This window comes from Marininema halotolerans (assembly GCF_900116235.1).
In the GTDB taxonomy this organism is placed as follows: domain Bacteria; phylum Bacillota; class Bacilli; order Thermoactinomycetales; family DSM-45169; genus Marininema; species Marininema halotolerans.
The window spans coordinates 163,062-186,731 of sequence record NZ_FPAA01000005.1; the positions used below are offsets into that span (position 1 = coordinate 163,062).

At 43.8% G+C, this 23,670-nt stretch carries 23 protein-coding genes and 1 riboswitch; of the genes, 15 read left to right on the plus strand and 8 right to left on the minus strand.

Annotated elements, in window-relative coordinates:
- Positions 1 to 2: 2 nt before the first annotated feature.
- Positions 3 to 584, plus strand: coding sequence for an isoprenylcysteine carboxyl methyltransferase family protein (locus tag CHX35_RS08155; protein WP_091836453.1), 582 nt, complete (start codon positions 3 to 5; stop codon positions 582 to 584).
- 191 nt (positions 585 to 775) lie between these two features.
- Positions 776 to 1,534 carry a PRC-barrel domain-containing protein gene (locus CHX35_RS08160; protein WP_091836454.1) on the plus strand — a complete coding sequence of 253 codons (759 nt, stop codon included), beginning with the start codon at positions 776 to 778 and terminating at the stop codon, positions 1,532 to 1,534.
- 59 nt (positions 1,535 to 1,593) lie between these two features.
- Here CHX35_RS08160 and CHX35_RS08165 read toward each other — a convergent pair whose 3' ends face one another.
- The 3 genes from CHX35_RS08165 to CHX35_RS08175 all read right to left on the minus strand — a co-directional run bounded on the left by CHX35_RS08165 (position 1,594) and on the right by CHX35_RS08175 (position 5,247).
- On the minus strand, positions 1,594 to 2,952 hold the full coding sequence (locus CHX35_RS08165) for a M20/M25/M40 family metallo-hydrolase (RefSeq protein WP_091836455.1): 1,359 nt from the start codon (positions 2,950 to 2,952) through the stop codon (positions 1,594 to 1,596).
- Between the two features lie 153 nt (positions 2,953 to 3,105).
- Positions 3,106 to 3,591, minus strand: coding sequence for a hypothetical protein (locus CHX35_RS08170; protein WP_091836457.1), 486 nt, complete (start codon positions 3,589 to 3,591; stop codon positions 3,106 to 3,108).
- Positions 3,592 to 3,747: 156 nt separating this feature from the next.
- Positions 3,748 to 5,247, minus strand: a complete 1,500-nt coding sequence (locus tag CHX35_RS08175; RefSeq protein ID WP_176391972.1) for an FAD-dependent thymidylate synthase — start codon at positions 5,245 to 5,247, stop codon at positions 3,748 to 3,750.
- 408 nt (positions 5,248 to 5,655) lie between these two features.
- On the opposite strand from CHX35_RS08175, the gene CHX35_RS08180 reads away from it, so the two are divergent.
- From CHX35_RS08180 to uptA, 11 genes are all read left to right on the plus strand, one after another.
- Positions 5,656 to 6,675: an ABC transporter ATP-binding protein gene (locus tag CHX35_RS08180; RefSeq protein ID WP_091836712.1), complete on the plus strand. Its 1,020-nt coding sequence runs from the start codon at positions 5,656 to 5,658 to the stop codon at positions 6,673 to 6,675.
- Positions 6,644 to 7,621, plus strand: coding sequence for an ABC transporter ATP-binding protein (locus tag CHX35_RS08185; RefSeq protein WP_245838703.1), 978 nt, complete (start codon positions 6,644 to 6,646; stop codon positions 7,619 to 7,621). Before CHX35_RS08180 ends, CHX35_RS08185 begins: the two co-directional genes overlap by 32 nt.
- Before the next feature lie 80 nt (positions 7,622 to 7,701).
- On the plus strand, positions 7,702 to 9,312 hold the full coding sequence (locus CHX35_RS08190) for an ABC transporter substrate-binding protein (RefSeq protein WP_091836714.1): 1,611 nt from the start codon (positions 7,702 to 7,704) through the stop codon (positions 9,310 to 9,312).
- A 108-nt stretch (positions 9,313 to 9,420) separates the two neighbouring features.
- On the plus strand, positions 9,421 to 10,431 hold the full coding sequence (locus tag CHX35_RS08195) for an ABC transporter permease (protein ID WP_176391973.1): 1,011 nt from the start codon (positions 9,421 to 9,423) through the stop codon (positions 10,429 to 10,431).
- A 25-nt stretch (positions 10,432 to 10,456) separates the two neighbouring features.
- A complete protein-coding gene (locus CHX35_RS08200; RefSeq protein ID WP_091836716.1) occupies positions 10,457 to 11,353 on the plus strand; it encodes an ABC transporter permease in 897 nt (298 codons plus the stop codon).
- A gap of 139 nt (positions 11,354 to 11,492) precedes the next feature.
- Entirely contained in the window at positions 11,493 to 12,428 is a 936-nt protein-coding gene (locus CHX35_RS08205) for an MBL fold metallo-hydrolase (RefSeq protein ID WP_245838713.1), read from the plus strand.
- A gap of 19 nt (positions 12,429 to 12,447) precedes the next feature.
- On the plus strand, positions 12,448 to 12,675 hold the full coding sequence (locus tag CHX35_RS08210; protein WP_091836464.1) for a glutaredoxin family protein: 228 nt from the start codon (positions 12,448 to 12,450) through the stop codon (positions 12,673 to 12,675).
- Positions 12,676 to 12,901: 226 nt separating this feature from the next.
- Positions 12,902 to 13,037: riboswitch (cyclic di-AMP (ydaO/yuaA leader) on the plus strand.
- A 102-nt stretch (positions 13,038 to 13,139) separates the two neighbouring features.
- Positions 13,140 to 14,420, plus strand: a complete 1,281-nt coding sequence (locus CHX35_RS08215; protein ID WP_091836466.1) for a cation:dicarboxylate symporter family transporter — start codon at positions 13,140 to 13,142, stop codon at positions 14,418 to 14,420.
- A gap of 46 nt (positions 14,421 to 14,466) precedes the next feature.
- Complete coding sequence (locus CHX35_RS08220) at positions 14,467 to 16,287, plus strand: APC family permease (RefSeq protein WP_091836468.1); 1,821 nt, start codon at positions 14,467 to 14,469, stop codon at positions 16,285 to 16,287.
- Positions 16,288 to 16,320: 33 nt separating this feature from the next.
- On the plus strand, positions 16,321 to 16,509 hold the full coding sequence (gene tatA, locus CHX35_RS08225; protein WP_091836470.1) for a twin-arginine translocase TatA/TatE family subunit: 189 nt from the start codon (positions 16,321 to 16,323) through the stop codon (positions 16,507 to 16,509).
- Between the two features lie 157 nt (positions 16,510 to 16,666).
- Positions 16,667 to 17,260 (plus strand): undecaprenyl phosphate transporter UptA, encoded by a 594-nt coding sequence (gene uptA, locus CHX35_RS08230; RefSeq protein ID WP_091836472.1) that lies wholly within the window; start codon positions 16,667 to 16,669, stop codon positions 17,258 to 17,260.
- A gap of 83 nt (positions 17,261 to 17,343) precedes the next feature.
- Here the strand turns inward: uptA and CHX35_RS08235 are convergent, their stop codons facing one another.
- From CHX35_RS08235 to CHX35_RS08250, 4 genes are all read right to left on the minus strand, one after another.
- A complete protein-coding gene (locus tag CHX35_RS08235; RefSeq protein ID WP_091836473.1) occupies positions 17,344 to 17,997 on the minus strand; it encodes an amino acid ABC transporter permease in 654 nt (217 codons plus the stop codon).
- A 20-nt stretch (positions 17,998 to 18,017) separates the two neighbouring features.
- Positions 18,018 to 18,671: an amino acid ABC transporter permease gene (locus tag CHX35_RS08240; protein WP_091836475.1), complete on the minus strand. Its 654-nt coding sequence runs from the start codon at positions 18,669 to 18,671 to the stop codon at positions 18,018 to 18,020.
- 92 nt (positions 18,672 to 18,763) lie between these two features.
- Positions 18,764 to 19,603, minus strand: a complete 840-nt coding sequence (locus CHX35_RS08245; RefSeq protein ID WP_091836476.1) for a transporter substrate-binding domain-containing protein — start codon at positions 19,601 to 19,603, stop codon at positions 18,764 to 18,766.
- Positions 19,604 to 19,628: 25 nt separating this feature from the next.
- A complete protein-coding gene (locus CHX35_RS08250; RefSeq protein WP_091836478.1) occupies positions 19,629 to 20,357 on the minus strand; it encodes an amino acid ABC transporter ATP-binding protein in 729 nt (242 codons plus the stop codon).
- A 380-nt stretch (positions 20,358 to 20,737) separates the two neighbouring features.
- Here CHX35_RS08250 and bcaP point away from each other — a divergent pair, with 380 nt between their 5' ends.
- Together bcaP and CHX35_RS08260 are read left to right on the plus strand one after the other, a co-directional pair.
- Positions 20,738 to 22,174 (plus strand): branched-chain amino acid transporter BcaP, encoded by a 1,437-nt coding sequence (gene bcaP / locus CHX35_RS08255; RefSeq protein ID WP_245838706.1) that lies wholly within the window; start codon positions 20,738 to 20,740, stop codon positions 22,172 to 22,174.
- 116 nt (positions 22,175 to 22,290) lie between these two features.
- On the plus strand, positions 22,291 to 22,485 hold the full coding sequence (locus CHX35_RS08260; protein WP_091836479.1) for a hypothetical protein: 195 nt from the start codon (positions 22,291 to 22,293) through the stop codon (positions 22,483 to 22,485).
- Between the two features lie 12 nt (positions 22,486 to 22,497).
- Here the strand turns inward: CHX35_RS08260 and CHX35_RS08265 are convergent, their stop codons facing one another.
- Positions 22,498 to 23,532 carry a M23 family metallopeptidase gene (locus tag CHX35_RS08265; RefSeq protein ID WP_091836481.1) on the minus strand — a complete coding sequence of 345 codons (1,035 nt, stop codon included), beginning with the start codon at positions 23,530 to 23,532 and terminating at the stop codon, positions 22,498 to 22,500.
- Positions 23,533 to 23,670: the final 138 nt, after the last annotated feature.

The window sequence follows — 23,670 nt, forward strand, 5'->3', positions numbered from 1 at the left end:
TCATGGAGGCAAGTTGGGCATGGTTTTGGGTGGGTGTCCTCTTGTTACTACGAATCATTGAGTTAATCATTGCTCGTTTCAATACTCGCTGGGCGATTGCCCAGGGAGGATATGAGGTAGGGAAAGGGCATTATCCGCTAGTTGTGGGGGTTCATCTATTATTCTTTTTCAGCCTCCTATGGGAAACCCGAGGGGGAAGCCCTCCGTTAATGAAAGGTGGAATCGTTGCGTTATTGGTGTTTCTGTTGGCGCAGGGATGCCGCCTATGGTCATTGTCATCACTCGGACGATATTGGAACACCCGAATTGTTGTAATTCCAGGTCATCAGCCGGTGTTACGTGGTCCGTATCGTTATCTTCGTCATCCTAATTATCTCGTTGTCATGGTTGAATTACTCTGTTTCCCCCTGATCTTCAATGCTTGGTGGACTGCGGTTGGGATCAGTTTACTCAATGGATGGATTCTTCTCTTTGTACGAATTCCTGTTGAGGAAAGTGCTTTAACAGAGGCGAGTCATTATAAAGAAATGATGGGAAGACGTCACCGCTTCTTTCCTTGGTTGATCAAAGAATCAAACCAATAGCCTGTGTGGTGAAATAGACGAGTGCGATAAGCACTTGTTTTTTTGTTTTCATCATACAGCCAAGGGTTACCAATAGATGGATGAGAAAGTGATAAAATGTTTGCAAAATATATAAAGGGGAAAACAACCTCTAACAGTAGAACGATAACGATGTGAGTACATGAAAGGAAAAATAAAAGGAGGAGAGGCAGATGTTAGTCAGTGTGAAAGGAATTGGAGGAACCACCGTATCCGGTGTGGATGGCGAGATTGGAAAAGTGGATGGTTTTTGGATCGATAATGATACATGGACAATGCGCTACCTCGTCGTTGATGTCGGTTCTCTCTTTCATCGACAACGTGTGTTAATCTCCCCCATCGCTATTGATAAAGTAGATTGGGAACAACAACAAGTGATTCTCACTTTGACTGAGGAACAGGTGAAGAACAGTCCGGAAGTGGATGCAGATCAACCATTTACACGGCGGACGGAAAAGGATTTACATCATCACTACGGATGGCCGATTTATTGGGGAGGAACAGGGTTGTGGGGCGGAGGAATGATTCCAGGTGACTTACTAAACCCCACCGCTGCTGTTGAAGGTGAAAGGAAAACTTCCCATCCAAACGACTTCGATTATATGGATAAGGAATTGGATGATTCAAAGCTTCTCACGGTTCATGCGATGATTGGCTATACTTTAAAGACGCATGATGGGGAATTAGGGCAAGTCCATGATTTTATCATCGACGATCATAGTTGGAGCATTCAATATCTTGTTGTTGATGCAGGAAACTGGTTATCTAGCAAAAAGGTGATGATTGATAAAACCTCGATTGTTAAAGTGAGCGTTGAAGATGCTTATATCCATGTCGATCTTGTCAAAGATAATGTAAAGGGGTCCCCAGAATTTGATCCGAGTGATCCTGTCAACGGAGATCGCTATGATTACTACGGACGGTCGAAATAAAAAACGAGCGGAATTTTTCCGCTCGTTTTTTTATGTTCTTCGATGAAGAAAAACATGGGTTACTTTGCTTGTTCGCCAGGAACAGGGAACTTAGATTTGCCAAGGTTTTTCACCTTACTTTTACCAGGGGAAGGAAGATTTTTTTCAACGGCCATATTTCGTACAAGCAAGGTAACGAGTTTTCCCATCTTGTCAATATTACCTTTATTGATCTTATCAATGGTATCTTCATCCGAGTGATAATATGGATCCGTGTGCCAGTTGAGGAATGCAACGGGGATACCCGCAGCCTCAAAGGAGGCATGGTCACTCCGTGTCGAGGATGAGCGTTCATAGGGGAAACGATAAGTTTGAATATAGTCCTCGGCTCTGTCTGCTACGAAGGATGTCGCATTGGGATCTGCCGTCATCAGTCCCATGGTATCTCCGACGCCAACCATGTCCATATTGATCATGGCTGCGATGTTTCCTTTTTCTTCAGGAGTAAGCGAGTTGACATATCGAGCGGAGCCGACCAGCCCAACCTCTTCAGCACCAAAGAAAATGACTTTTACATTGTGATTTAGTTTTTCATCGGATAGAGCTTTAGCCACCTCGAGCAGGGTTGAGGTGCCTGAGGCATTGTCATTGGCAGCGGGAGCATCGACACCATCATAATGGGCGCCAATGACAATGGTTTTTGCTTTGGCTTTATTTCCGCGCTTCGCTTTAATGGTCCCAATCACATTTTGTGAATAGCTGGGGTTCATCTCAATATCCGCTTTTATGGTCGCTTTTACAGAAGCTTCTGTGGTCACTTTCGTAAGAAGTGCTTCACCATCCGCTTTACTTATTCCGAGGGCTGGGATATCACCAGGGGATCCAAGGGTGCCATTTAAGCTACCCTCTACGTTGTTATAAATGATAACCCCGATTGCTCCAGCCTTTGCTGCCTGCTTTTGCTTTTCAAAGAAAGTAATTTCACCCCGTTGAATCAAGGCAATTTTGCCCTTCAAATCTTGATTTTGCACATCTTCTGCCCGTCCGAGACCAGCAGTTGCCAATTTAGCCGTAATCCCTTTTTTATCGGTTCCTTGGGAGTAGGAAAAGGGACGGGATTCGATGTCGTTTCCAGCCACCTTTAGTTGTGAACCCTGGGATAGATAGGCCATGATCGGGAAGGTTTGCCGTTCCACTTTGATTCCTGATTTCTTCAGGTGCTTCTGAATGTAATCCGCAGCGTGATGCTCTCCATCAAAACCAGTAACACGGGCATTATCTTTGTTAGCTAGCTTAGCAATATGTTTGTAAATGCGGTCTTTATTAATCTCATCGGCAATTTGATTGGTTTGGATAGGCGTTGCAAAGGCGGATGTAGTCAAAAGCATCCCTATACCGAGGGTAACAACAAGTCCAGCTCGAAAGTAACGTTTTTGCATGATGGTCCCTCCAACTGTGAATTTTTTCCTCCCCTCGCATTCTATTAAATAATTCGATTAATTGTCAATAGAATGACAATTAATCCTAAATGTCGACAAAAAAACCGGCTTAGGATACAATCCCGGCCGGTAATATGTTATTTATGCATTGATTTATTTATAAACAGTACCACCGTACTCGACATACCCTAGTGGATCGTGAACAAAGTGAATCACAGCATCGCAGCAATTGTGAGGAGTTTCATAGGCCTCATCGGCTGGGATGAATTCCCCTTTTAATTTGATGGGCTCACCTGCTTGAAGATTAGGGATTTCACCATCGGTACCCTGATCATCGATGCGAATGGACACAAAGGCTTGATCAGGGACTTCGGAGGCATCTCCATTTTCGATATCTTCCACATTTAAGTTATTAACAAGCAAATGCTGGTGTTCTTTGTCTTCATCGTATCCCCGATTTTCTGCAATGGTACCTGTAACAGTGACGACCGTTTTTTCCTCATCTTGTGCGGTAACATCGTGTTTGCTGGTTTGATCACCAACGAGGGATGCAGGTGAAGCGTGGGAAGTAGCTGCGAAGGGGATAATAAGGGCCGCAGCAAGCAGGAGAGAAAGCAACCACTTCTTCTTGAGTAACATGATAAGCCTCCTTTAATATGGAAAAAAATATATAACAAAAGGTTTGCACACCCATTATACATACAATTTAATATCAATGAAATAAAAATTTTGCGATATCTTTCTTAATAAAATAAAAAAAGCCCCTATGAGAGCAGGGCTTTAAAAAGTCGAAGATTATAAACGCCGTTTCGCATGACGAACGAGGGCAGGATGGTTAATGGTTAGTTCTTGAGCAAGCTGTTCAAACAACTGTTGGATATCCCACTGTGCCTCAGGGGAAGTGCGTAAGTTGATTAAATGATAAAGCTCCCACAAACTAGCGGTAGCGGTAACTTGGCGATGATGGGCGTTTGTAATACAGTAAGGGGCAGCTTCTGGGCACTCTTTTTCTAATCCTAGTGCCACTTCCTCAGCTTTTGTCATAAAGGATTGAAAATGTTGAGTTAAGCCAGCTTCCCGAATGTGGGGCGGAATGGTATAGCCTAAATTGATGGTGGGTTCACCAAAGGTGAAGTGAGTCCCTCGGTTATGTCGTAATAGCTGATGCCAGTTTGCTTCTGAGATGGAGCATTCAAAGTGATAAGAGAGATGCTTGAAAATATCCATCGGATTATCAAAGAACCGTAATCGGGAGAATGCTTCCTCCATCCAATGTTCTTTGTCAGTACGATTCCAAGTGTTGGCAAGTGTAGTTGCTTCCTCATAGGAGAGGCGATGTTCACTAATCAGAATCTGTTGACAGAGTAGGGTAAGCGCTTGGTCATAGTCCGGTAGCTGAACAAATTGAGCGATCGGACCCTCATGGGCGTGTCCTCGTAAATGATGGTTGGCCGGAACAATCATTTTTTTACGAAGGGCTGTCCGAGATTCTAGCAAATAATCATTGGGACGGACGTGCTTTAATAGCGTAGGAATTACTTGAGAAATTTCTTTCTCTAATTGCCGTGCGAGGTTCTGTGATTCTTGATGAGAGCTCGATAAGAGCCGTACGATGGTATCTCGTAACGCTCTTCCATTTCCACTCATCCCCAAACTTGTAGAAGTAGCTAATGTGAGTACATAACGGGCATCCTCAAAAGCGATTTTTTCCACGCGAGAACGAAAACGGCGTTCATTTTCCCCTTCTTCCTGGGGCAAGGTTGTCGTTAGATAGGGGATCAACCCATCTAATAAAGCTTCATAGGTGTCATACGCTTTTTCTTGCAGAGTAAGGTAGGATTCCTTCGCTGAGGGATGATTCTTTAATTCAAGGGGTGTGAAGAATTGTCCCCGTTTTGGTCGTTGGTAACGTTGGCTGTATTCGGTAAAACTATTAAAAGTATTGGCCAATTCAAGTTCGGCAGAAGCCAATCGACTGATGTTTTCTACTCCAAGGTGAGCCGTGGCGTGTTCTGCAACGCTGGAGTGACCATATCCTACAACCCACTTCTCATGAAAACGAGCGGCTTTTTCGGAATACTTGGTGGCCATGCCTCCTGCTGAAGCAGTTACACCTAATTCATCATCCTGCATCAATTGTGCAAGATTGTCCCGAAAACTGGCGGAGCTACGGCTTACGTATGCAAAAATAACAGCGATCACTTCTTCAGGAAGATTGAAGATGGCGTAGACATCTTGATCCAAATTGGACACGTAACGGGTGAGGTCAGGGGAGTGATTATTTAAAGTGGTCATCATAGTACCTCCTAGGGTGATTCTATGTAGCAAAAGGATATCTCAAAAGGAAGAGGAAGAGAGACCAAAATGCTTACATGTCAGTGACTAAACTGTCTTTCCATTCTAGTGGATGAAGGCATCTACATCAAGATAAGAGAACGGGAGTGTACCCTGGGAAAAAGAAGACGGAGTGAGAAACAAGCTGTTCTACTGGACAAGCCACGGTGCATAAAAAGTGTTAAAGGGAAGTAGCAAGATAATGGATATGGAGAAAAGGAATTATTATTGGTAAATTTAAGTATTTGAAAGGGGGAGGAGTTCACCAATCCGATATCGAATATAATTATTTGAATAAGAATTCATAATCATTGGCAGATTTAAACTGGCATTTATTGTATGAACTTTCTTTGGATTTGAGGTGTCTTCATGACAAAAACCTTACTTGAAATTAAGGAATTCAAAATGCATTTTCACACAGACAAAGGAGTCGTGAAGGCAGTTGACGGTATTGACCTCTCCGTAAATGAAGGAGAAGTTGTTGGATTGGTAGGGGAATCCGGTTGTGGGAAGAGTGTAACTTCTCTTTCTGTGATGGGCTTAGTGCCAACGCCTCCTGGTAAAGTGGAGGCAGGTTCGATTCAACTTGCTGGGCGTGATCTGACTCGATTGAAAAGAAGGGAATGGCGGCAAGTACGTGGGAATGAAGTGGCAATGATTTTTCAAGAACCCATGACGTCGCTGAATCCGGTTTTTACAGTGGGGAGTCAGATGATTGAAGCGATACGCCAACATCGGCAGGTTGGAAAGAAAGAGGCTCGCCATCGCGCGGGGGAAGCCTTACGTGAAGTAGGAATCTCTCGGGATAGTATTTTGGATGAATATCCTCATCAGTTGTCAGGGGGTATGCGACAACGTGTGATGATCGCGATGGCGATGGTATGTGAGCCAAAGTTGTTGATTGCGGATGAGCCAACCACTGCCTTGGATGTAACCATTCAGGCTCAAATATTGGATTTGATGCGGCGACTCAACCAAGAGAAGGGAACAGCAATTTTAATGATTACCCACGATCTTGGTGTGGTGGCAGAAATGTGTTCCCGTGTTGTCGTGATGTATGCGGGTCAAGTGGTTGAGGAGGCAGATGTAAACACCCTCTTCTCCAACCCAAAACATCCATACACTGCCGGTTTACTCCGCTCAATTCCACAATTGGACAAGCGGAGTGATCGGTTGTATTCCATACCTGGAAATGTGCCGAACCCTCGGCAGATGCCGACGGGGTGTCGGTTTGCTCCACGGTGTGAGCATGTGCAATCGATTTGTCTGGATCGAGAGCCTCCTCTTTTTCATATAACCACAGGGGATCACACCAGTCGTTGTTGGTTACATGGTACGGAGAAGGAGGATGTGGATCGTGACAGCAGTCGAGACGTTGTTAGAAGTTAAACACCTCAAGAAGTACTACCCCATCCACGGGGGCGTTTTTGGAAGAAAAATTGGGGAAGTCAAAGCAGTGGATGATGTCTCGTTTACTGTTAGAAAAGGGGAAACCCTTGGAATTGTTGGGGAATCCGGTTGTGGCAAGTCGACGACGGGAAGAAGTATTCTTCGCTTAGAAGAGCCGACTGCCGGTTCGATTCGCTTTGCAGATGAAGAACTGACTAATCTCTCTGGTGAAAACATGCGTCGTATGCGTCGAGAGATTCAAATGGTTTTTCAAGATCCTTTTGCTTCGCTGAACCCGAGAAGGACAGCTGGAGCAGCGATTATCGAACCCCTTGAGGTACATGGGTTAGGGAACCGACAAGAGCGAAGGGATAAGATGAAAGAGTTACTCTCCGTAGTTGGGCTTGATTCCTATCATGGTGAGCGATACCCCCATCAATTTAGTGGAGGACAGCGCCAACGTATTGGGATTGCACGTGCGTTAGCAGTGCAACCCAAGCTGATTGTCGCTGATGAACCAGTGTCCGCACTGGATGTCTCCATTCAATCCCAAGTATTAAATCTGATGGAAGATCTTCAAGATCAGTTTAACCTCACCTATGTATTTATCGCTCATGATCTTAGTGTGGTTCGCCATATCAGTGACCGAGTTGGCGTGATGTATTTGGGAGGAATGGTAGAGTTAGCGGATCGTGATGAACTTTATGATCACCCACTCCATCCCTATACTCAAGCGCTCCTTTCGGCTGTACCTGTACCTGATCCTACGGCAAATCGTGAGCGTATCATTCTTTCAGGGGATGTTCCAAGCCCGGCAGACCCTCCACAAGGGTGCACTTTTCACACACGTTGTCCCCATGTAATGGATGTTTGCCGTGAAGTGCGACCCTCCTTCAATAATTATGGTGGGAATCACTTCGCAGCTTGCCATCTATTGGAAAAATAAAAATGTTCAGAAGGAATTACTCATCCCATCAAAGAAATACCCATCTTTATAACGTTTAGGAGGTTGATCGACTGATGAATATGCGTAAATCGACGGTAATTGGACTTGCATTAATTTTTGTATTTTCTTCTGTTTTGGTTGCCTGTGGTAGTAAGGATGCTAGCAGTAATGGAAAAACCCTTATCTGGGGTCGGGGAGCGGATACAAAATCCTTGGATCCTGCACAAGTGACTGATGGAGAGTCGCTGAAGGTGACGAAAAATATCTACGATACCTTGGTTGATTATAAAGAAGAGAATACGGAAGTGGAGCCCGGGCTTGCTGAGAGTTGGGAAACTTCTAAAGATCAAAAAACATGGACCTTTCACTTGAAAAAAGGGGTTAAATTCCAGGATGGCTCGGATTTTAATGCCGAAGCAGTGGTTTTCAATTTTGAACGGTGGATGGATAAAAAGAATCCCTACCATAAGGGAGGGGAATTCCCTTATTACGGCTATATGTTTGGTGGATATAAAGGGGATAAGGGACATGTGATCAACGAAGTGAAAGCGGTAGATGAAAACACCGTTCAGTTTACCCTGAAAGAGCCCCAAGGGCCATTTTTGGCAAACATAGCGATGCCTCCTTTTGCGATAGCCTCTCCGAAGGCGATTAAAAAGGATCCAGAGGGCCTTGGGAAACATCCTGTAGGGACCGGCCCCTTTACCTTTGAAAAATGGAAGAAAAACGATACGATCACACTGAAAAAGAATAAAGACTATTGGAAAAAAGGATTCCCTAAACTTGATAAAGTGATCTTTAAGTCGATGCCAGATAATAGCGCACGGTTTACCGCTTTGCAATCAGGTGAGATTGATGTCATGGATGGATTAAATCCGGATGATGCCAAGACAGTGAAGCAAAACAGCAAGTTGAAATTGAGCGAACAACAAGGCATGAATGTAGCGTACCTCGCGTTCAATATGGATAAAGATACACCGGTGAAGGATAAGAAAGTGCGTCAAGCATTGAACTATGCGGTTGATAAACAGTCGATCATTAAAAGTGTGTATGCCGGACTTGCCACTCCTGCGATTAATCCGATGCCGGATTCCATCTGGGGATTCAATAAAAATGTGAAGGATTATTCCTTTGATTTAGAAAAAGCGAAGAAGCTACTGAAAGAAGCAGGTTATGAAAAAGGATTTAAATTAGAACTGTACGCACCTAGCGACCCAAGGCCTTATATGCCGGATGGCCGGAAAGTAGCTGAAGTGATCCAATCCGATTGGAAAAAAATCGGTGTTGATGTAAAGATCGTCTCTTACGATTGGCAAACCTATCTAGATCGAACAGGTAAGGGACAACACGAAGCCGCTCTATTTGGTTGGAGTGGAGATAATGGGGATCCCGATAACTTCTTATATGTGTTGCTAGATAAAGATAATACGCGTACACCCGATGCTGGGAACATCTCCTTCTATAAGAGTGACTCGTTGCATAAGGACTTGATCAAAGCGCAACGTAGTACGGATAAAAATGAGCGCACGAAACTCTACGAAGATGCACAAGAAATTATCAAAGACGATGCCCCATGGGTACCACTCGTTCATGCAACACCGGGGATTGCCTATCAGTCTTATGTGAAAAATGGAAACTTCACTCATCCATTAAATAACGATAAATTAGTAAAAATGGACATCCAGAAGTAAAGAACAGGGGCGGCGTTGCGGAATGGCGCAATGCCGTTCTTTTTTTCTAACTAGGACGAGCACTAGTTATTGGATATCGATGGTTGAGGAAAGGTTGGTGCAACGGCGGTGCTATCCTATACATTTCGTAGGTTACTCATGTTGATCCCAGTATTGATTGGGATGTCAATCATTACGTTCTCGATTGTTCATGCTATTCCTGGTGATCCAGCGAAGGCGATATTAGGGGAGAAAGCAACTCCAGAAGCGGTCGCACAATTGAAAGAGAGTATGGGGTTAGGAAAACCTTTGTTCATTCAATACGTAGATTATGTGAAGGGGATTCTATCCGGAGATTTGGGTACCTCGTTTATCACAAAAACGTCTGTAGCAGAGGAAATTGGTCCTTATCTTGCGGCAACCATGGAACTTTCCTTTGCAGCGATGGTAATTGCGGTTTTCTTTGGGATGAATCTCGGGATTTTAGCTGCCTGGAGACATAATACCGGGGTAGACTATACCGCTATGGTAATTGCCATTATTGGTGTATCCGTTCCTGTTTTTTGGCTAGGGTTAATGGAACAGTGGGTTTTTGCACAAGATCTCAGCTGGTTACCCTCTAATGGCCGAATTGATGCTCGAATGGGCTTTGAACCGATTACCAACTTTTATTTTATTGATGCCCTGATTCAAGGTGATTTTGTAGCCTTTGGCGATGCTTTTCGCCATATCATTCTGCCTGCGGTGGCATTAGGTACGATCCCAATGGCGTATATTGCTCGAATGACCCGTTCCAGCATGTTAGAAGTCATGCGCTCTGATTATATACGGACGGTTCGGGCAAAGGGTGTAAGTGAATTTCTTATCATTTATAAGCACACGTTGCGAAACGCCTTTATTCCGATTTTGACGGTTTTCGGACTACAGATGGGTCTGTTACTTGGAGGAGCCATTTTAACAGAAACGATTTTTAGTTGGCCAGGTATCGGGCGGTATGTCTATGAAGCGATTAATAATCGTGATTATCCCGTTATTCAATCGGGTATTTTAATCATTGCTTTTATCTTTGTTATGATTAACCTCATTGTGGATTTGTTGTATGCCTGGATTGATCCACGCATTCAATATGGGAAGGAGTGAGCCAAGTATGTCAGCGAATACTACGATGCCTACACCAACTCCAAGCCCTGTACCTAAGAAGAATGAGCCGAAAATCGAAGGGACTAGCCGACTTCATGAGGGATGGCGTAGTTTCCTGAAGAGTAAATCGGCTGTAATCGGTGCGGGAATTGTTCTTGTCATTCTATTGATTGCCATTATTGGACCGATGCTATTAACCTTTGGCTATAACGAGGTTGATGCAAACTCACGGCTGGCTGCTCCTTCAGCTGAACATTGGTTTGGTACGGATGATTTAGGTAGAGACGTGTTTGCGAGAGTGATCAATGGGGCACGTATATCCCTCTGGGTAGGTTTCTTTGCCGTCTCTGGTTCAATTGTTGTCGGGTCCCTTTTGGGACTATTGGCAGGATATTATGGACGCTGGCTCGATGTACTGATCTCTCGTATATTTGATATCCTACTAGCATTTCCAGGTATTTTGTTAGCCATTGCGATTGTAGCCATGTTGGGTCCAAGTCTTAAAAATGCGATGTACGCCATTGCCATCATTAATGTACCGACCTTTGGTCGTTTAATGCGATCGAGGGTATTAGCTGTAAAGCAGGAGGATTTTGTGCTAGCGGCCAAGGCGATTGGGATGAAGGACCGTCGCATACTCTTTACGCACATTCTCCCTAATTCCTGGACGCCGATCATGGTACAAGGAACGCTTAATTTTGCCATTGCTGTTATTGAAGCAGCAGGGCTCGGCTTTCTGGGCTTGGGTGCACAACCACCCGAACCGGAGTGGGGAAAGATGCTCTCGGATTGCCGACAGTATATTCAATCAGCCCCTTGGACAATGATTTTTCCTGGATTAGCGATTATGTTTACGGTTCTTGGATTTAACTTGTTGGGAGATGGACTCCGTGATATTTTGGATCCCCGAATGAAACAGTAATTGATAAAACCCAGCGCTTGATAAGCGCTGGGTTTTATTCTTCCTCACCAAGGGATCCTCTCTTTAAGGACTGAGTGACTTGGGTTAAGATGAAGAGAAGTTGATCGGATAGGAGGCGATGCCCTTGCAACCCATACAGATGGTTGATTGGGGTTTTGATATCCATATGGTAGAGGGTTATGATCTGGGGTTACCAGGACGAACAGGAATCTATATGATTGAAGGTGAAGAGCTAACGCTTGTGGAAACAGGTCCAAGCCCCTCTGTTCCATACATTCTTGAAGGGTTAAAAAAGCGAGGCCATGCTCTGGAAGAGGTAAAAAATGTGATTGTGACTCACATTCATCTGGATCATGCAGGGGGTGCGGGACTTCTCCTACAACATTGTCCCAATGCCCGTGTGATTGTCCATCCACGAGGGGCTCGTCATCTAGCCGATCCGAGTCGTTTAATCGAAGGGGCTAAGATGGTATATGGTGAGCAATTTCAATCTCTCTTTGATCCGATTGTACCCATTGACAACGATCGATTAATCATTCGAGAGGATAAAGAGACCCTTGATATTGGCAAAGGGCATCATCTGACCTTTCTCGATAGTCCAGGGCATGCGGCCCATCACTTTAGTATATTTGATCCAGTATCCAAGGGGATATTTACAGGGGATACTGCAGGGATCTTTTATCATCAAACGTTGGAATACGGATTTTCATTTTGTTTGCCTTCCACTTCACCCAATCAATTCGATCCCGATGCCATGCGTCATTCCATTGCTCGATTTGAAGCGATGGAGCCTGAACGCCTCTTCTTTGGTCATTTTGGCATGATGGAGGATCCACGGGTTGCATTTAATCAAGTGCGAAGGGGGCTGAATCATTTTATCGATACAGCAATGGAAGCTCTTCAACAAAATGAGGGTGCGAAAGGGATCGAAAAAAGGTTAAAAGATCATTATCACTCTTATCTATTGGAGAAGGGAATGCCAGAAGGCCATGATGTTTTTACTATCATGGACCTTGACCTATCGGTATCGGCGATGGGAATAGAACACTATTGGCATAAAACTAGAAGTAGTTAATAGAAGGGAAGTAGTTGCGATGGAAGTAATCGTCTATTCAAAACCTCATTGCATCGAGTGTAATCTCGTCAAAAGGTTTTTAAACGATCATAAAGTAAACTACGAGGTACGAGATTGTGGAAGTGAGCCGCACTATTTAGAAGAAGTAAAGAAGATGGGTTTTCTTGGTGTACCTGTCACAGTGATCAATGGAATCCCGATTCACGGTTTGCGAACGGATCAATTGTTACAAGCACTGGAGCGTTGATTGCCAATTATATCGATGGGATTTACAAACATGCCGCTTCCTTTAAGGAGGGGCATGTTTGTTGTGGTTGAATATCGAAGGCTTCAAATAGCGGATGAAAACGTCCCTCAAGTATAAATGTAGTAATAACTGGATGCCTATGGTTTTTTTCAAGAGAAGTCTTCTCTTTTCAGAGAAACCCACTATAATGGAAAGAGTGTTGCTAACCGAATAACAGACTATCAAATCCATTCAATCGCCAAATCTGTAAAGAGCGGGGGACCCGATAAATAGGGGTGAATTCTGCAGGATGATGCAGATAGGGAAGAACTCTTCCAAACCCGAACCCGTCAGCTAACCCCGTAGGCGTTGATAGAGGAGTGGTGTATTCGTTTATGGAAAGCCATAGATATCCACTTCTGTGGTTTTTTTATTTGCCAAGAAATAGAGATTAGAAGGTATTATATCCATCGAGGTGAACACATATGAAGCGAATTAGTTTAGCGTGGCAGATTATCATCGGTCTAATTGCAGGGATTATTGTGGGTGCCGTGTTCTATAAAAGTGAAGCGGTCGTATCATACCTGCAACCCATAGGAGATATCTTCATTCATCTGATTAAGATGATCGTGATCCCCATTGTGATCTCTAGTTTAATCGTGGGGGTAGCAGGGGTTGGAGACAATAAGAAGCTTGGAAGACTGGGTCTGAAGACGATCATCTATTTTGAGATCATCACCACAGTGGCGCTTGTGGTCGGACTCCTATTGGCAAATGTCTTTCAACCTGGAACCGGTGTCGATATGGATTCCCTTAGTAAAGGGGATCTCAGTAGTTATATGGATACAGCTAATGCGGAAAAGAAAGAGGATCATGGTTTTATTTCGATCTTAGTCAGCATAGTACCGCAAAACGTATTTCAGTCGATCGTTGAAGGGAAAATGTTGCCGATTATCTTCTTCTCTGTCCTCTTCGGCTTAGGAGTGGCGGCCATTGGAGAAAGAGGAAAACCAGTGGTTAGTTTCTTCCAAGGCGTAGCAGATACGATGTTTTATGTTACCAACCAAGTGATGAAAGTAGCCCCCCTAGGGGTATTTGCCTTGATTGGGGTTACAGTTTCAAAGTTTGGGTTAAAATCGCTCATCCCTCTTAGTAAGCTGACGATAGTGGTCTACGGTGCGATGATTCTATTTGTGTTTGTTGTGCTGGGCTTGGTTGCGCGTTTGGCGAAGGTGAAATTGATGGACATTCTTCGTATTCTTAAAAGTGAATTGTTGTTGGCGTATTCAACTGCCAGTTCGGAAACAGTACTCCCTCGAATGATGGAGAAAATGGAGCGATTTGGCTGTCCGAAGGGGATTACATCCTTTGTGATTCCGACAGGTTATACCTTTAATCTGGATGGTTCTACCTTGTATCAATCGATTGCAGTGGTCTTTATTGCTCAGATGTATGGCATTGATCTTTCGATTGGCAAACAATTGACGATTCTACTGATTCTAATGGTAACGTCGAAGGGAATGGCCGCCGTTCCAGGTGCTTCTGTAGTGGTTCTACTAGCTACGCTATCTTCCGTGGGGCTACCACTTGAGGGAATGGCTTTTGTCCTTGGAATTGATCGTATATTGGATATGGCACGTACAGCGGTTAATGTAGTCGGAAATTCCCTTGCTGCGATTGTGATGTCCAAATGGGAAGGCGAGTATGACGAGAATCAAGGAAAGAACTATATCAACGAATTGAGAGCGAGTTCAGAGGCAGCCTAATGGCTTTGCCTTTCGATCTCACTCGGAAGGTGAAGAATGAGAGAACATGCTGACTAAAATTAAAGCGTCGATTATTGGACGTCCATTAAAAACCGAGCAGTTACAAGAAGAGAAACTACCGGTTTGGAAGGCACTTCCGATATTATCATCCGATGCACTCTCTTCAGTTGCTTATGGTACGGAACAGATTTTAGGGGTTCTCGTAGTAGCAGGAGCATTTGCGCTTTGGTATTCACTTCCCATATCCTTAGCCATTGTAGGTCTACTCACGTTATTGATCATTTCCTACCGCCTTATTATTGATGAGTATCCTGGTGGTGGGGGTGCCTATATTGTTTCGATGGACAACTTGGGGTGGTTTGCGGGGTCTGTTGCAGGAGCTTCTTTGCTAGTCGACTATATTTTAACGGTTGCTGTCAGTGTGACAGCAGGTACTGCCGCGATTACTTCAGCATTTCCGGTATTGCATGATCATCGCGTGGCGATTTCTTGTGGTTTTGTTTTCATCATCATGATATTAAATCTTCGTGGATTGCGAGAGTCGGGAACGATTTTTTCTGTCCCTACCTATCTTTTTATTATTAGTATTGTGATGTTGGTGATTGTGGGTACCTTTAAAGTAGTATTCGCTGGTAAAGGAGGCTCGCCGCCTACCATTACGAGTCATTTTCCTGAAGGCTTAACTTGGTTCATTCTACTAAGAGCCTTCTCATCAGGTTGCTCTGCATTGACTGGAATCGAGGCAATTTCCAATGCGACGCCTACCTTTCGGGCGCCAGAACGAATCAATGCAGGTCGAACCCTTGTTATTTTAGGGGCATTGTTAGCGATGTTATTTGGTGGAATTAGCGTACTCGCTTATCTCTACCATATGACTCCGTTGCCAGAAGAAACCCTCATCTCGCAAATTGCAGAAGAGACCTTTGGTCGGACGATTCCCTATTTTTTTATTCAAGCCACGACGGCCTTGATTTTAATCCTTGCCGCCAATACAAGCTATTCGGGGTTTCCTTTATTGGCCTCGATCATGGCCAAGGATAAAATGATGCCACGAATGTTTACTGCACGGGGGGATCGATTAAATTATTCCAATGGAATCATGGTTCTCTCATTTGCCGCCATGCTTTTGATAAGTCTCTTTCAGGGACATACCGAGCGGCTGATCCCTCTTTATGCCATTGGCGTTTTTACTTCCTTTACCCTGGCTCAATCCGGAATGGTTCAGCGGTTGCTTAAACATAAGCCGCATGGATGGAAGGGGAAGCTAGCGATCAGTTTGACGGGTGCAATCGTGACCTTTATCGTGCTCCTCATTTTTGCCATCACCAAGTTTACTGAGGGTGCTTGGATTATCATTGTGATTCTACCGATCTTTGTTTTTGTTTTTTCGAAGATCTATCGACACTATGAAGCAGTTGCGGATGAATTACGTATTGACATCTCGACTGTAAAGCCTCAGATTAAGAAGCAGATGATTGTCCTACCTGTGGGAGGAATCAACCAGGTCGTATCCAATACAATCGCCTATGCTCGTTCATTAAATGTGGATATTGTCGCTCTTTATATTGCGTTTGATGAAAATGATGCCAAACGGATGCGGGATCGCTGGAAAGTATGGTGTCCTGATATTCGTTTAATCATCATGCATTCCCGTTATCGCAGTATCATTCGACCGCTTCTTAAGTTTATTGGGAAGTTGCCGAATTACGTAGGTGACCGACAAGTGACCGTGTTAATTCCCCAATTCATCCCACGACGGTGGTGGCATCGTCTTCTACACAATAAAACTGCGTTAGTGATTCGATGGATCCTTTTGACACGGAAAGACATTGTTGTTTCCACGGTGCCCTTTCACTTGAAAAAATGACTTGGCTTTAGCACGGAAGGAGGCGATCAGAGGATGCATCCTCCATCAATTGCAGGGATTATTCTCATACTCTTGGTAGCATTGCTGTTATTTGGCCCCAATAAGTTACCAGAGTTTGGCCGATCAATCGGTAAGTCCATTCGCGAATTTAAGAATGCCACATCCGGAATGATGGATGGGGATAAGGATACGGAGAAGCAAAAGAAGCAAGAATCAAGATAATAAGGTGACCGACCCCGAAGGAGTGGGTCGGTTTTTTGTTGAGATTATATTCGCTAATCGATCCCCTTCTTGGTAGTATAGATACGGGGCAAGGACATGCATGATATAGAGTCTTCATCATGATTTGCTAGGGCTTTGATTAAAGGAGGCACAACCTTTGCAAGCGTTTATTCATGCAGTGTTAAACTGGTTGGCAGATCTGGGATATATTGGTGTGGCACTTGGTTTAATGATTGAAGTGATTCCTAGTGAAATCGTGTTAGCCTATGGAGGATATCTAGTCAGTCAAGAAAAAATAGGCTTTGTGGGCACTGTGATTGCTGGGACAATCGGAGGGACTTTAGCTCAGCTTTTCTTGTACTGGATTGGCTATTATGGAGGACGACCGTTTCTGACAAAGTACGGGAAATACTTATTCATTACAGAGAAACATGTCAATCTTTCTGAGGATTGGTTTAATAAATACGGTACAGGTGTTATATTCGGAGCGCGATTTATTCCGGTTGTCCGTCATGCGATCTCGATACCAGCGGGCATTGCAGGGATGTCGCTGCGTAAGTTTCTCTTATATACCACTTTGGCGATCATTCCATGGTCGGTTTTCTTTATCTACTTGGGAATCCAACTAGGGCATAATTATGATCATATTAAAGAGAAGGCAGCTCCTTATGTTCAACCGATAGCGATTGTCGCATGTATTGCGTTGGTGCTGTATTTTGCATGGCAACGCATGAAAAGAAAGAAAAAATAAGTGGTTAGGTGAACCTGCCCCAAAAGAAAAGTTGATGACGAATTCTTCAGTCATCAACTTTTCTAGTTTAAGTAAGAACGTGTTTAGCCTACTAGCTTTTTCTCAAGACGACGGCTCGCTAAGGATAGAGAGTAATTCACTACAAAATAGAGGCAAGCGACAATGAGGAGAATCGGGATCGTGGCATTAAAATGTTTATTGTAGATGATTTGAGCATTGTGAGTCATTTCAGGTAAGCTAATCACCACAGCAAGGGAAGTATCTTTAATTAAGCTGATAAATTGACTCACCATAGGCGGGATGGTTCGTTTGAGGCCAAGGGGGAGCACGAGAAACCGCAAGGTCTGGATATAGGTAAAACCTTGTGCCCGCGAGGCTTCAATTAACCCGCGATCAACGGAATTGAGTCCACTTCGGACAATTTCTGCGACGAGAGCCGATGTAAATAAGGTCATACTTACGATCACCGACATGGTAACGGGTAATTTGATTCCCCATTCTCTTAATCCAAAGTAACCAAAGAAAATCACGAGTAATAGTGGAAGGTTTCGAATGAGCTCAATATAGAGTGCAGCAAGGTGAGATAACACAGGTAGCTTGGTATACCGACAAATCCCTAGCACAATTCCTAACACAAAACTTAGTAGAATGGCGAAGAATGCAATCTTTAAAGTGACGAGGAACCCCTGCAATAGAAAGGTTAAGTTGGTAGGATCAAAAGCATTGGCAAAATCCAAGGTGGATAGCCCCCTTTCAGTTAAGATTGACGGGCAAGGCGACGTTCAAGTTGGTTCACACCAAAGCTGAGAGGAAGGGTGATCACTAAATAAAGGGCAGCGACGAAGAGATAGGTCAGGTTAATCTGAAACGTCTGTGAACTAACGGTATCCGCAGCATAAAGTAAATCGCCTCCAGCGATGATCGCCAACACGGAGGAATTTTTGACGAGGTTGACACATTGGTTACCGAGAGGTGGGATGACAATTTTGAAGGCTTGGGGGAGAATGACATAGCGCATGGATTGAATGTAAGTCATACCTGAGGAGCGAGAGGCTTCCATTTGCCCCCGTGGAACCGATTGGATCCCCGCGCGAAGTGCTTCGGCAATAAAGGCGCCAGTATAGATTGATAAACCAATGGCTCCTGCGGTAAATTCAGAGATGTTCCAACCGAGGCTGGGAAGACCCATAGCAAAAAAGAAAACTTGGATGACTAAGGGAGTATTGCGAAAAAACTCGACATAAGCGGTTCCGATCCACTCCAATAGTTGTACTTGGGAAAGCCGCAAGCAGGCAATGATTGTCCCGACGCAGAGACTGAGAACCAGAGCAAGCAGACTAGCAGACAGTGTCGTTAGAAAACCATCAATAAATTCTTGTTTATATGCAGCTAGGAGAGAAAAATCCCCCATAAATCATCCACCTCTTTCATCATGATGACCATGAATGGGTTGGAAAAAGGGAGATGATGGCTAGCGCCCCATCTCCCTTTTGTAAACAATCCCTATTTTTTAAGAACTTTTTGGACAGCTTCTTCGGGAATATCGTTGGGAGGGGATTTTTTAAACCACTTTTTGTAAATCTCTTCATAGGTTCCATCGTTTTGAATGTCTTTGAGGTATTTATTTACGTATGATGTTAGTTCTTTATTCCCTTTTGCCATACCAAGACCGTAAGGCTCTTGCGTAAAGTAACCCCCTACGATTTCAAAATCTTTAGGAGCTTGTTGCTCCATCCCCATCAAAATACTGTCGTCCGTCGTAATTACATCGCCTTTGCCGCTTTTTAATGCGGTAAAGGCATCGGCATAGTTTTCATACTCCTTCAATTTGATGCTAGGTTCTAATTTTTTAAGCACAAGCCCACTGGTTGCTCCTTTGGAAGTCATAACAATCTTCCCTTTTAAATCGTTGATTCCCTTGATGTGGGATCCTTTTTTGACGAGAAGAGATTGCCCTGCCATGAAATAGACATGGGAGAAGTTAAGTTGTTGCTTACGCTCTTCAGTGATGGTCATCGTCGATGCGACGATGTCTACATCGCCATTTTCGAGTAATGGGATGCGTGTTTTTGAAGTGACTTCCTTTAACTCAAGTTTCTTCTCACTGCCTAGCATTCGTTTTGCTAATTCTTTCATCAGGTCAATCTCGAACCCTTTCACCATTCCATCAGCAGGATCTTTAAAGCCGAATAGGTTTACATCATACCGTACACCTGCAATCAATTTATCGCGTTTTTTAATAGCATCGAGTGAGCTATTTTTAGCAGCATCGTTATCATTACATGCACTTAGGGTAAAAGCGAGGATCGCAACGATCAGTAAAGATAGCCATTTCTTTTTCATCAAAATTCCCCCTTGTTATCTTAAATTAGTGTTTAAGGACACGGCTGAGAAAACGCCGGGTTCTTTCTTCTTGGGGATTCTGGAAGAATTCAGCAGGGGCATTTTCCTCCATAATCATTCCTTCATCCATGAAGATTACGCGATCAGCTACCTCACGGGCAAAGCCCATTTCGTGGGTCACCACAACCATGGTCATGCCTTCTCGTGCGAGGTCGCGCATGACATCAAGCACTTCCCCAATCATTTCAGGATCGAGAGCGGAGGTAGGCTCATCAAAAAGCATAATCTTCGGTTTCATAGCGAGACCTCGTGCAATGGCAACACGTTGTTGTTGTCCTCCAGAAAGTTGTGCTGGATAAGCATCTGCTTTTTCTGGGATGCCCACTTTGGATAAATATTGCTTTGCTTGTTTCGTTGCTTCATCCACTGGGGTTTTGCGAACTTTTCTTGGAGCCAAGGAGATATTTTCCAAAGCGGTTTTATGCGGGTAAAGATTAAAATGTTGGAATACCATTCCAATATCTTGGCGTAGGCGGTTAATATCTGCCCGTGGGTCAGTTAGATCAGTTTGATTGACAATTAATTTTCCTCCAGTAACCGTTTCCAATCGGTTGATACAGCGGAGTAACGTGCTCTTACCGGAGCCACTCGGACCAATGATGACAACGACTTCCCCTGAATGAATCTTCAAGTCAATGTTTTTTAACACATGAAAGTCGCCGAAATATTTGTTTACTTGCTCAAATTGAATCAAGGTGATCTCCCCCCGGCATATATATCGGATAAAAACATGGATTATGCAAATTCAAGCAAGTCTATCAAATCGACCAACTCTGTCAATTATAATTGTCTTTACTATACCTTCAGGACCATATTGTGTCAAACTTCCCTCATTTTCGAGGGTATCGGATCGAAAGAAGAAGGGCATTGAAATGGTAACTTATACATATAGCTAGACAGGCAGGATTTTTTTCATAAATGCCGAAGACTTGTTCATTGCATTTTTGGAAAGGTGGTGAGATTAGAGAGTAGGTACAACAAGTTAGATAGGCATACCAGGATAGGGCGATGACAAAAGTATCTGAATTTTTTTAAAAAATTTATCTGGCTTATTCTTCTCAAGGGGGAGTCATGATGGGGCAACCAATGGAACGTCTGCCTGGGCATAAAAATAACGGACTATTTCGTAAAAAAAGCATCGCTGACTTGATTGCCGGTACTAAAAAGGGAAAAACGCTTCGTAAAGATTTGACCAGTTTCGATCTGACAATGCTGGGTCTTGGTGCGATTATTGGTACAGGGATCTTTGTTTTGACGGGTAAAGGGGCCATAATGGCTGGACCTGGGTTAATTATTTCTTTTATTTTGGCGGGTCTAGCATGTGCCTTCTCTGCCTTTGCCTACGCAGAGTTCGCCTCTACTGTACCTGTTTCGGGATCTGCTTATACTTACAGTTATGCGACACTTGGTGAGTTTTTCGCATGGATTATCGGATGGGATCTTATATTGGAATACATGTTAAGTGTGAGTGCGGTATCGGCGGGGTGGTCGGGATATTTTAAAACCCTCTTAGCTGGGTTTGGAATCACTATTCCGACGGAATTAACAGCAGCACCTGGTGGGTTAGAGAACACGACAACATATTTTAATTTGCCTGCATTTGTGATCGTTTTATTGCTAACAGGCTTGATTTCGATTGGGGTTAGAGAGTCAAAACGAGTCAACAATATCATGGTGATCATCAAAGTATTGATTGTTCTACTGATTATTGGTGTAGGTATGTTCTATGTGAAACCAGCCAACTTAACGCCATTTCTACCGGAAGGGTTTTCGGGTGTTTCTCAAGCGGCAGCTCTTGTGTTCTTCGCTTTTATCGGATTTGATGCGGTGTCTTCTGCAGCTGAAGAAACTCGTGACCCTGGGAAAGACCTTCCACGGGGGATCTTATATTCCCTTGGCATTTGTGGTGTATTGTACGTAGCGATCAACCTGGTTTTGATGGGGATCGTTCCTTACAAAGATTTTGGGGGTCATATTGATAGTCCAGTCGCCTATGCAATGAGTGTTGCGCAACAAGATTGGTTGGTTGGTGTGGTCAGCATTGGGGCAATTCTCGGAATGACGACAGTCATGCTCGTTATGCTCTATGGACAGACGAGAATTGTTTACTCCATGTCCCGGGATGGGTTACTTCCTGGATTCTTTTCTAAAATTCACAGTAACCTTCGTACACCCTTTGCCTCTACTTGGGTGGTTGGTATTGCCTCTGCCTTACTGGGAGGATTGATTCCGCTGGATGAACTAGCGAACCTTGTAAACCTAGGTACCTTAGCGGCATTTGTGATCATTTCGATTGCCGTAATTGTTCTTCGAAAAACGCAACCGGATTTAGAACGGAAATTCCGTTGTCCAGGTGTTCCCTATCTTCCAGCACTGGCTATCATCTTCTGTGGTTATTTGATGAGTCAGTTAAAATGGGAGACTTGGGAACGATTTTTCATCTGGCTAATCATTGGTTTAGTCATGTACTTTGTGTATTCTCGCCGCAAATCAAAACTGAATCAGGAATAGTCCAGATCATTGAAGACCAATTCGCGCAAGCGAATTGGTCTTTATTTGTTAAATAAAGCAATCCTTGAACGAATAGGATAGTGGTAATCTGTGCTGTGATTGGAGTGTGTTCTCCCATGAACCTTCAAATCGATCTTACCGAAGAAGAGTGGGAAACAGCCCTGCGGTGTTTTCGACAACGATATGAGGACCTTCATCGAAAGGTTCTGGTTGGGCAAGGAAAAGGATGGTATATTCAGCAGTATCAAAAAGAAGCGCATTTACTTGAGAAATTGATCATTCATTTAACGAAAAAAGGTCCCTTGTCCTAAGGGATCTTTTTTTTATCCATGATTTCTGCGATGCTTTTGTCCAGCACGCAATTTTCTCCATGCCTTACGTTCCCAAGATTTTAAATAGGGATAAGGGTCAAAGGAATAGGTGGTAAGACCATTAAATTTGTACATTCCATAATGAAGATGAGGTGGGAATTTTCCAGATGTGCCTGGTGGACCATAGCCTGAAGAACCTACGTAACCAATGACATCTCCTGGCTTAACAACGGAACCTTGTTTAATCCCTTTTTTAAAGGAACTCAGATGGGCGTAATAATGATAGTTATTCTGTCCATCACGTATTCCAAGTCGCCACCCTCCAAAACGATTCCACCCTTTTAGCTCAACATAACCATAACTCGTGGAGAGGACAGGTGTACCATAATCAGCAAAAATATCGGTACCCTCATGGATACGAAGCCCCCCGAATCCACGCCGATCACCCCACGTATTATGATAACTGTAATCAGAACGTAAAGGCATAATGAAGGATCGTTCATTTAATTTCATAGTATGAAATACGGTATAAATTTTCGCCAAATGGGTGATGACATCAACGGCAACCGGGTGTTGATAATAATCCCATAAACCAATGCGGATATCGTCTTTAGAAACGCCGCGTTCTTGTAAGAAGTGGGTCATGGAGTATAACACATCAAACGCGTTATTTGGATCCGCTTTTTTATCACCATCACCATCCATGCCCATCCCACCAAAAAAACGAATGGAAGCAGGGGAAGTATCCTCTTGATCAGGGTTAAGGATCCCACACCATTTATTAGGAGGGATCGTGATGGCAATCAATCCCGGATCTTGCTTTTTTGTATGACGACGGGACCGCTTAATATTCCGTTCATATTGATCAATCGCCGCGAGATAAGCCCATGGAATCCCCGTCAACGTTTCCATCTTTTCGAGCAGACGCTGACGTTCCATGATATCTTCTTGTTGGTTAAGGTTCTTAGGATCTCCGTACATGGCGGAGGGCACTATACAGTTAAATACAATACATGAGAGGAGACACGTGATGACTTTTATCCTCATCCATCCACCACCGCTTTCTTATCTAGTCAACGTTAGTTTGTGAAGATCAAGGAAGCTTCTTACATGAGAAAAATGGTAATAAGAGGAGGTGGGTTCATTCGACAAACTTTTCGCACAATATCCACATGCTCCTGTGGA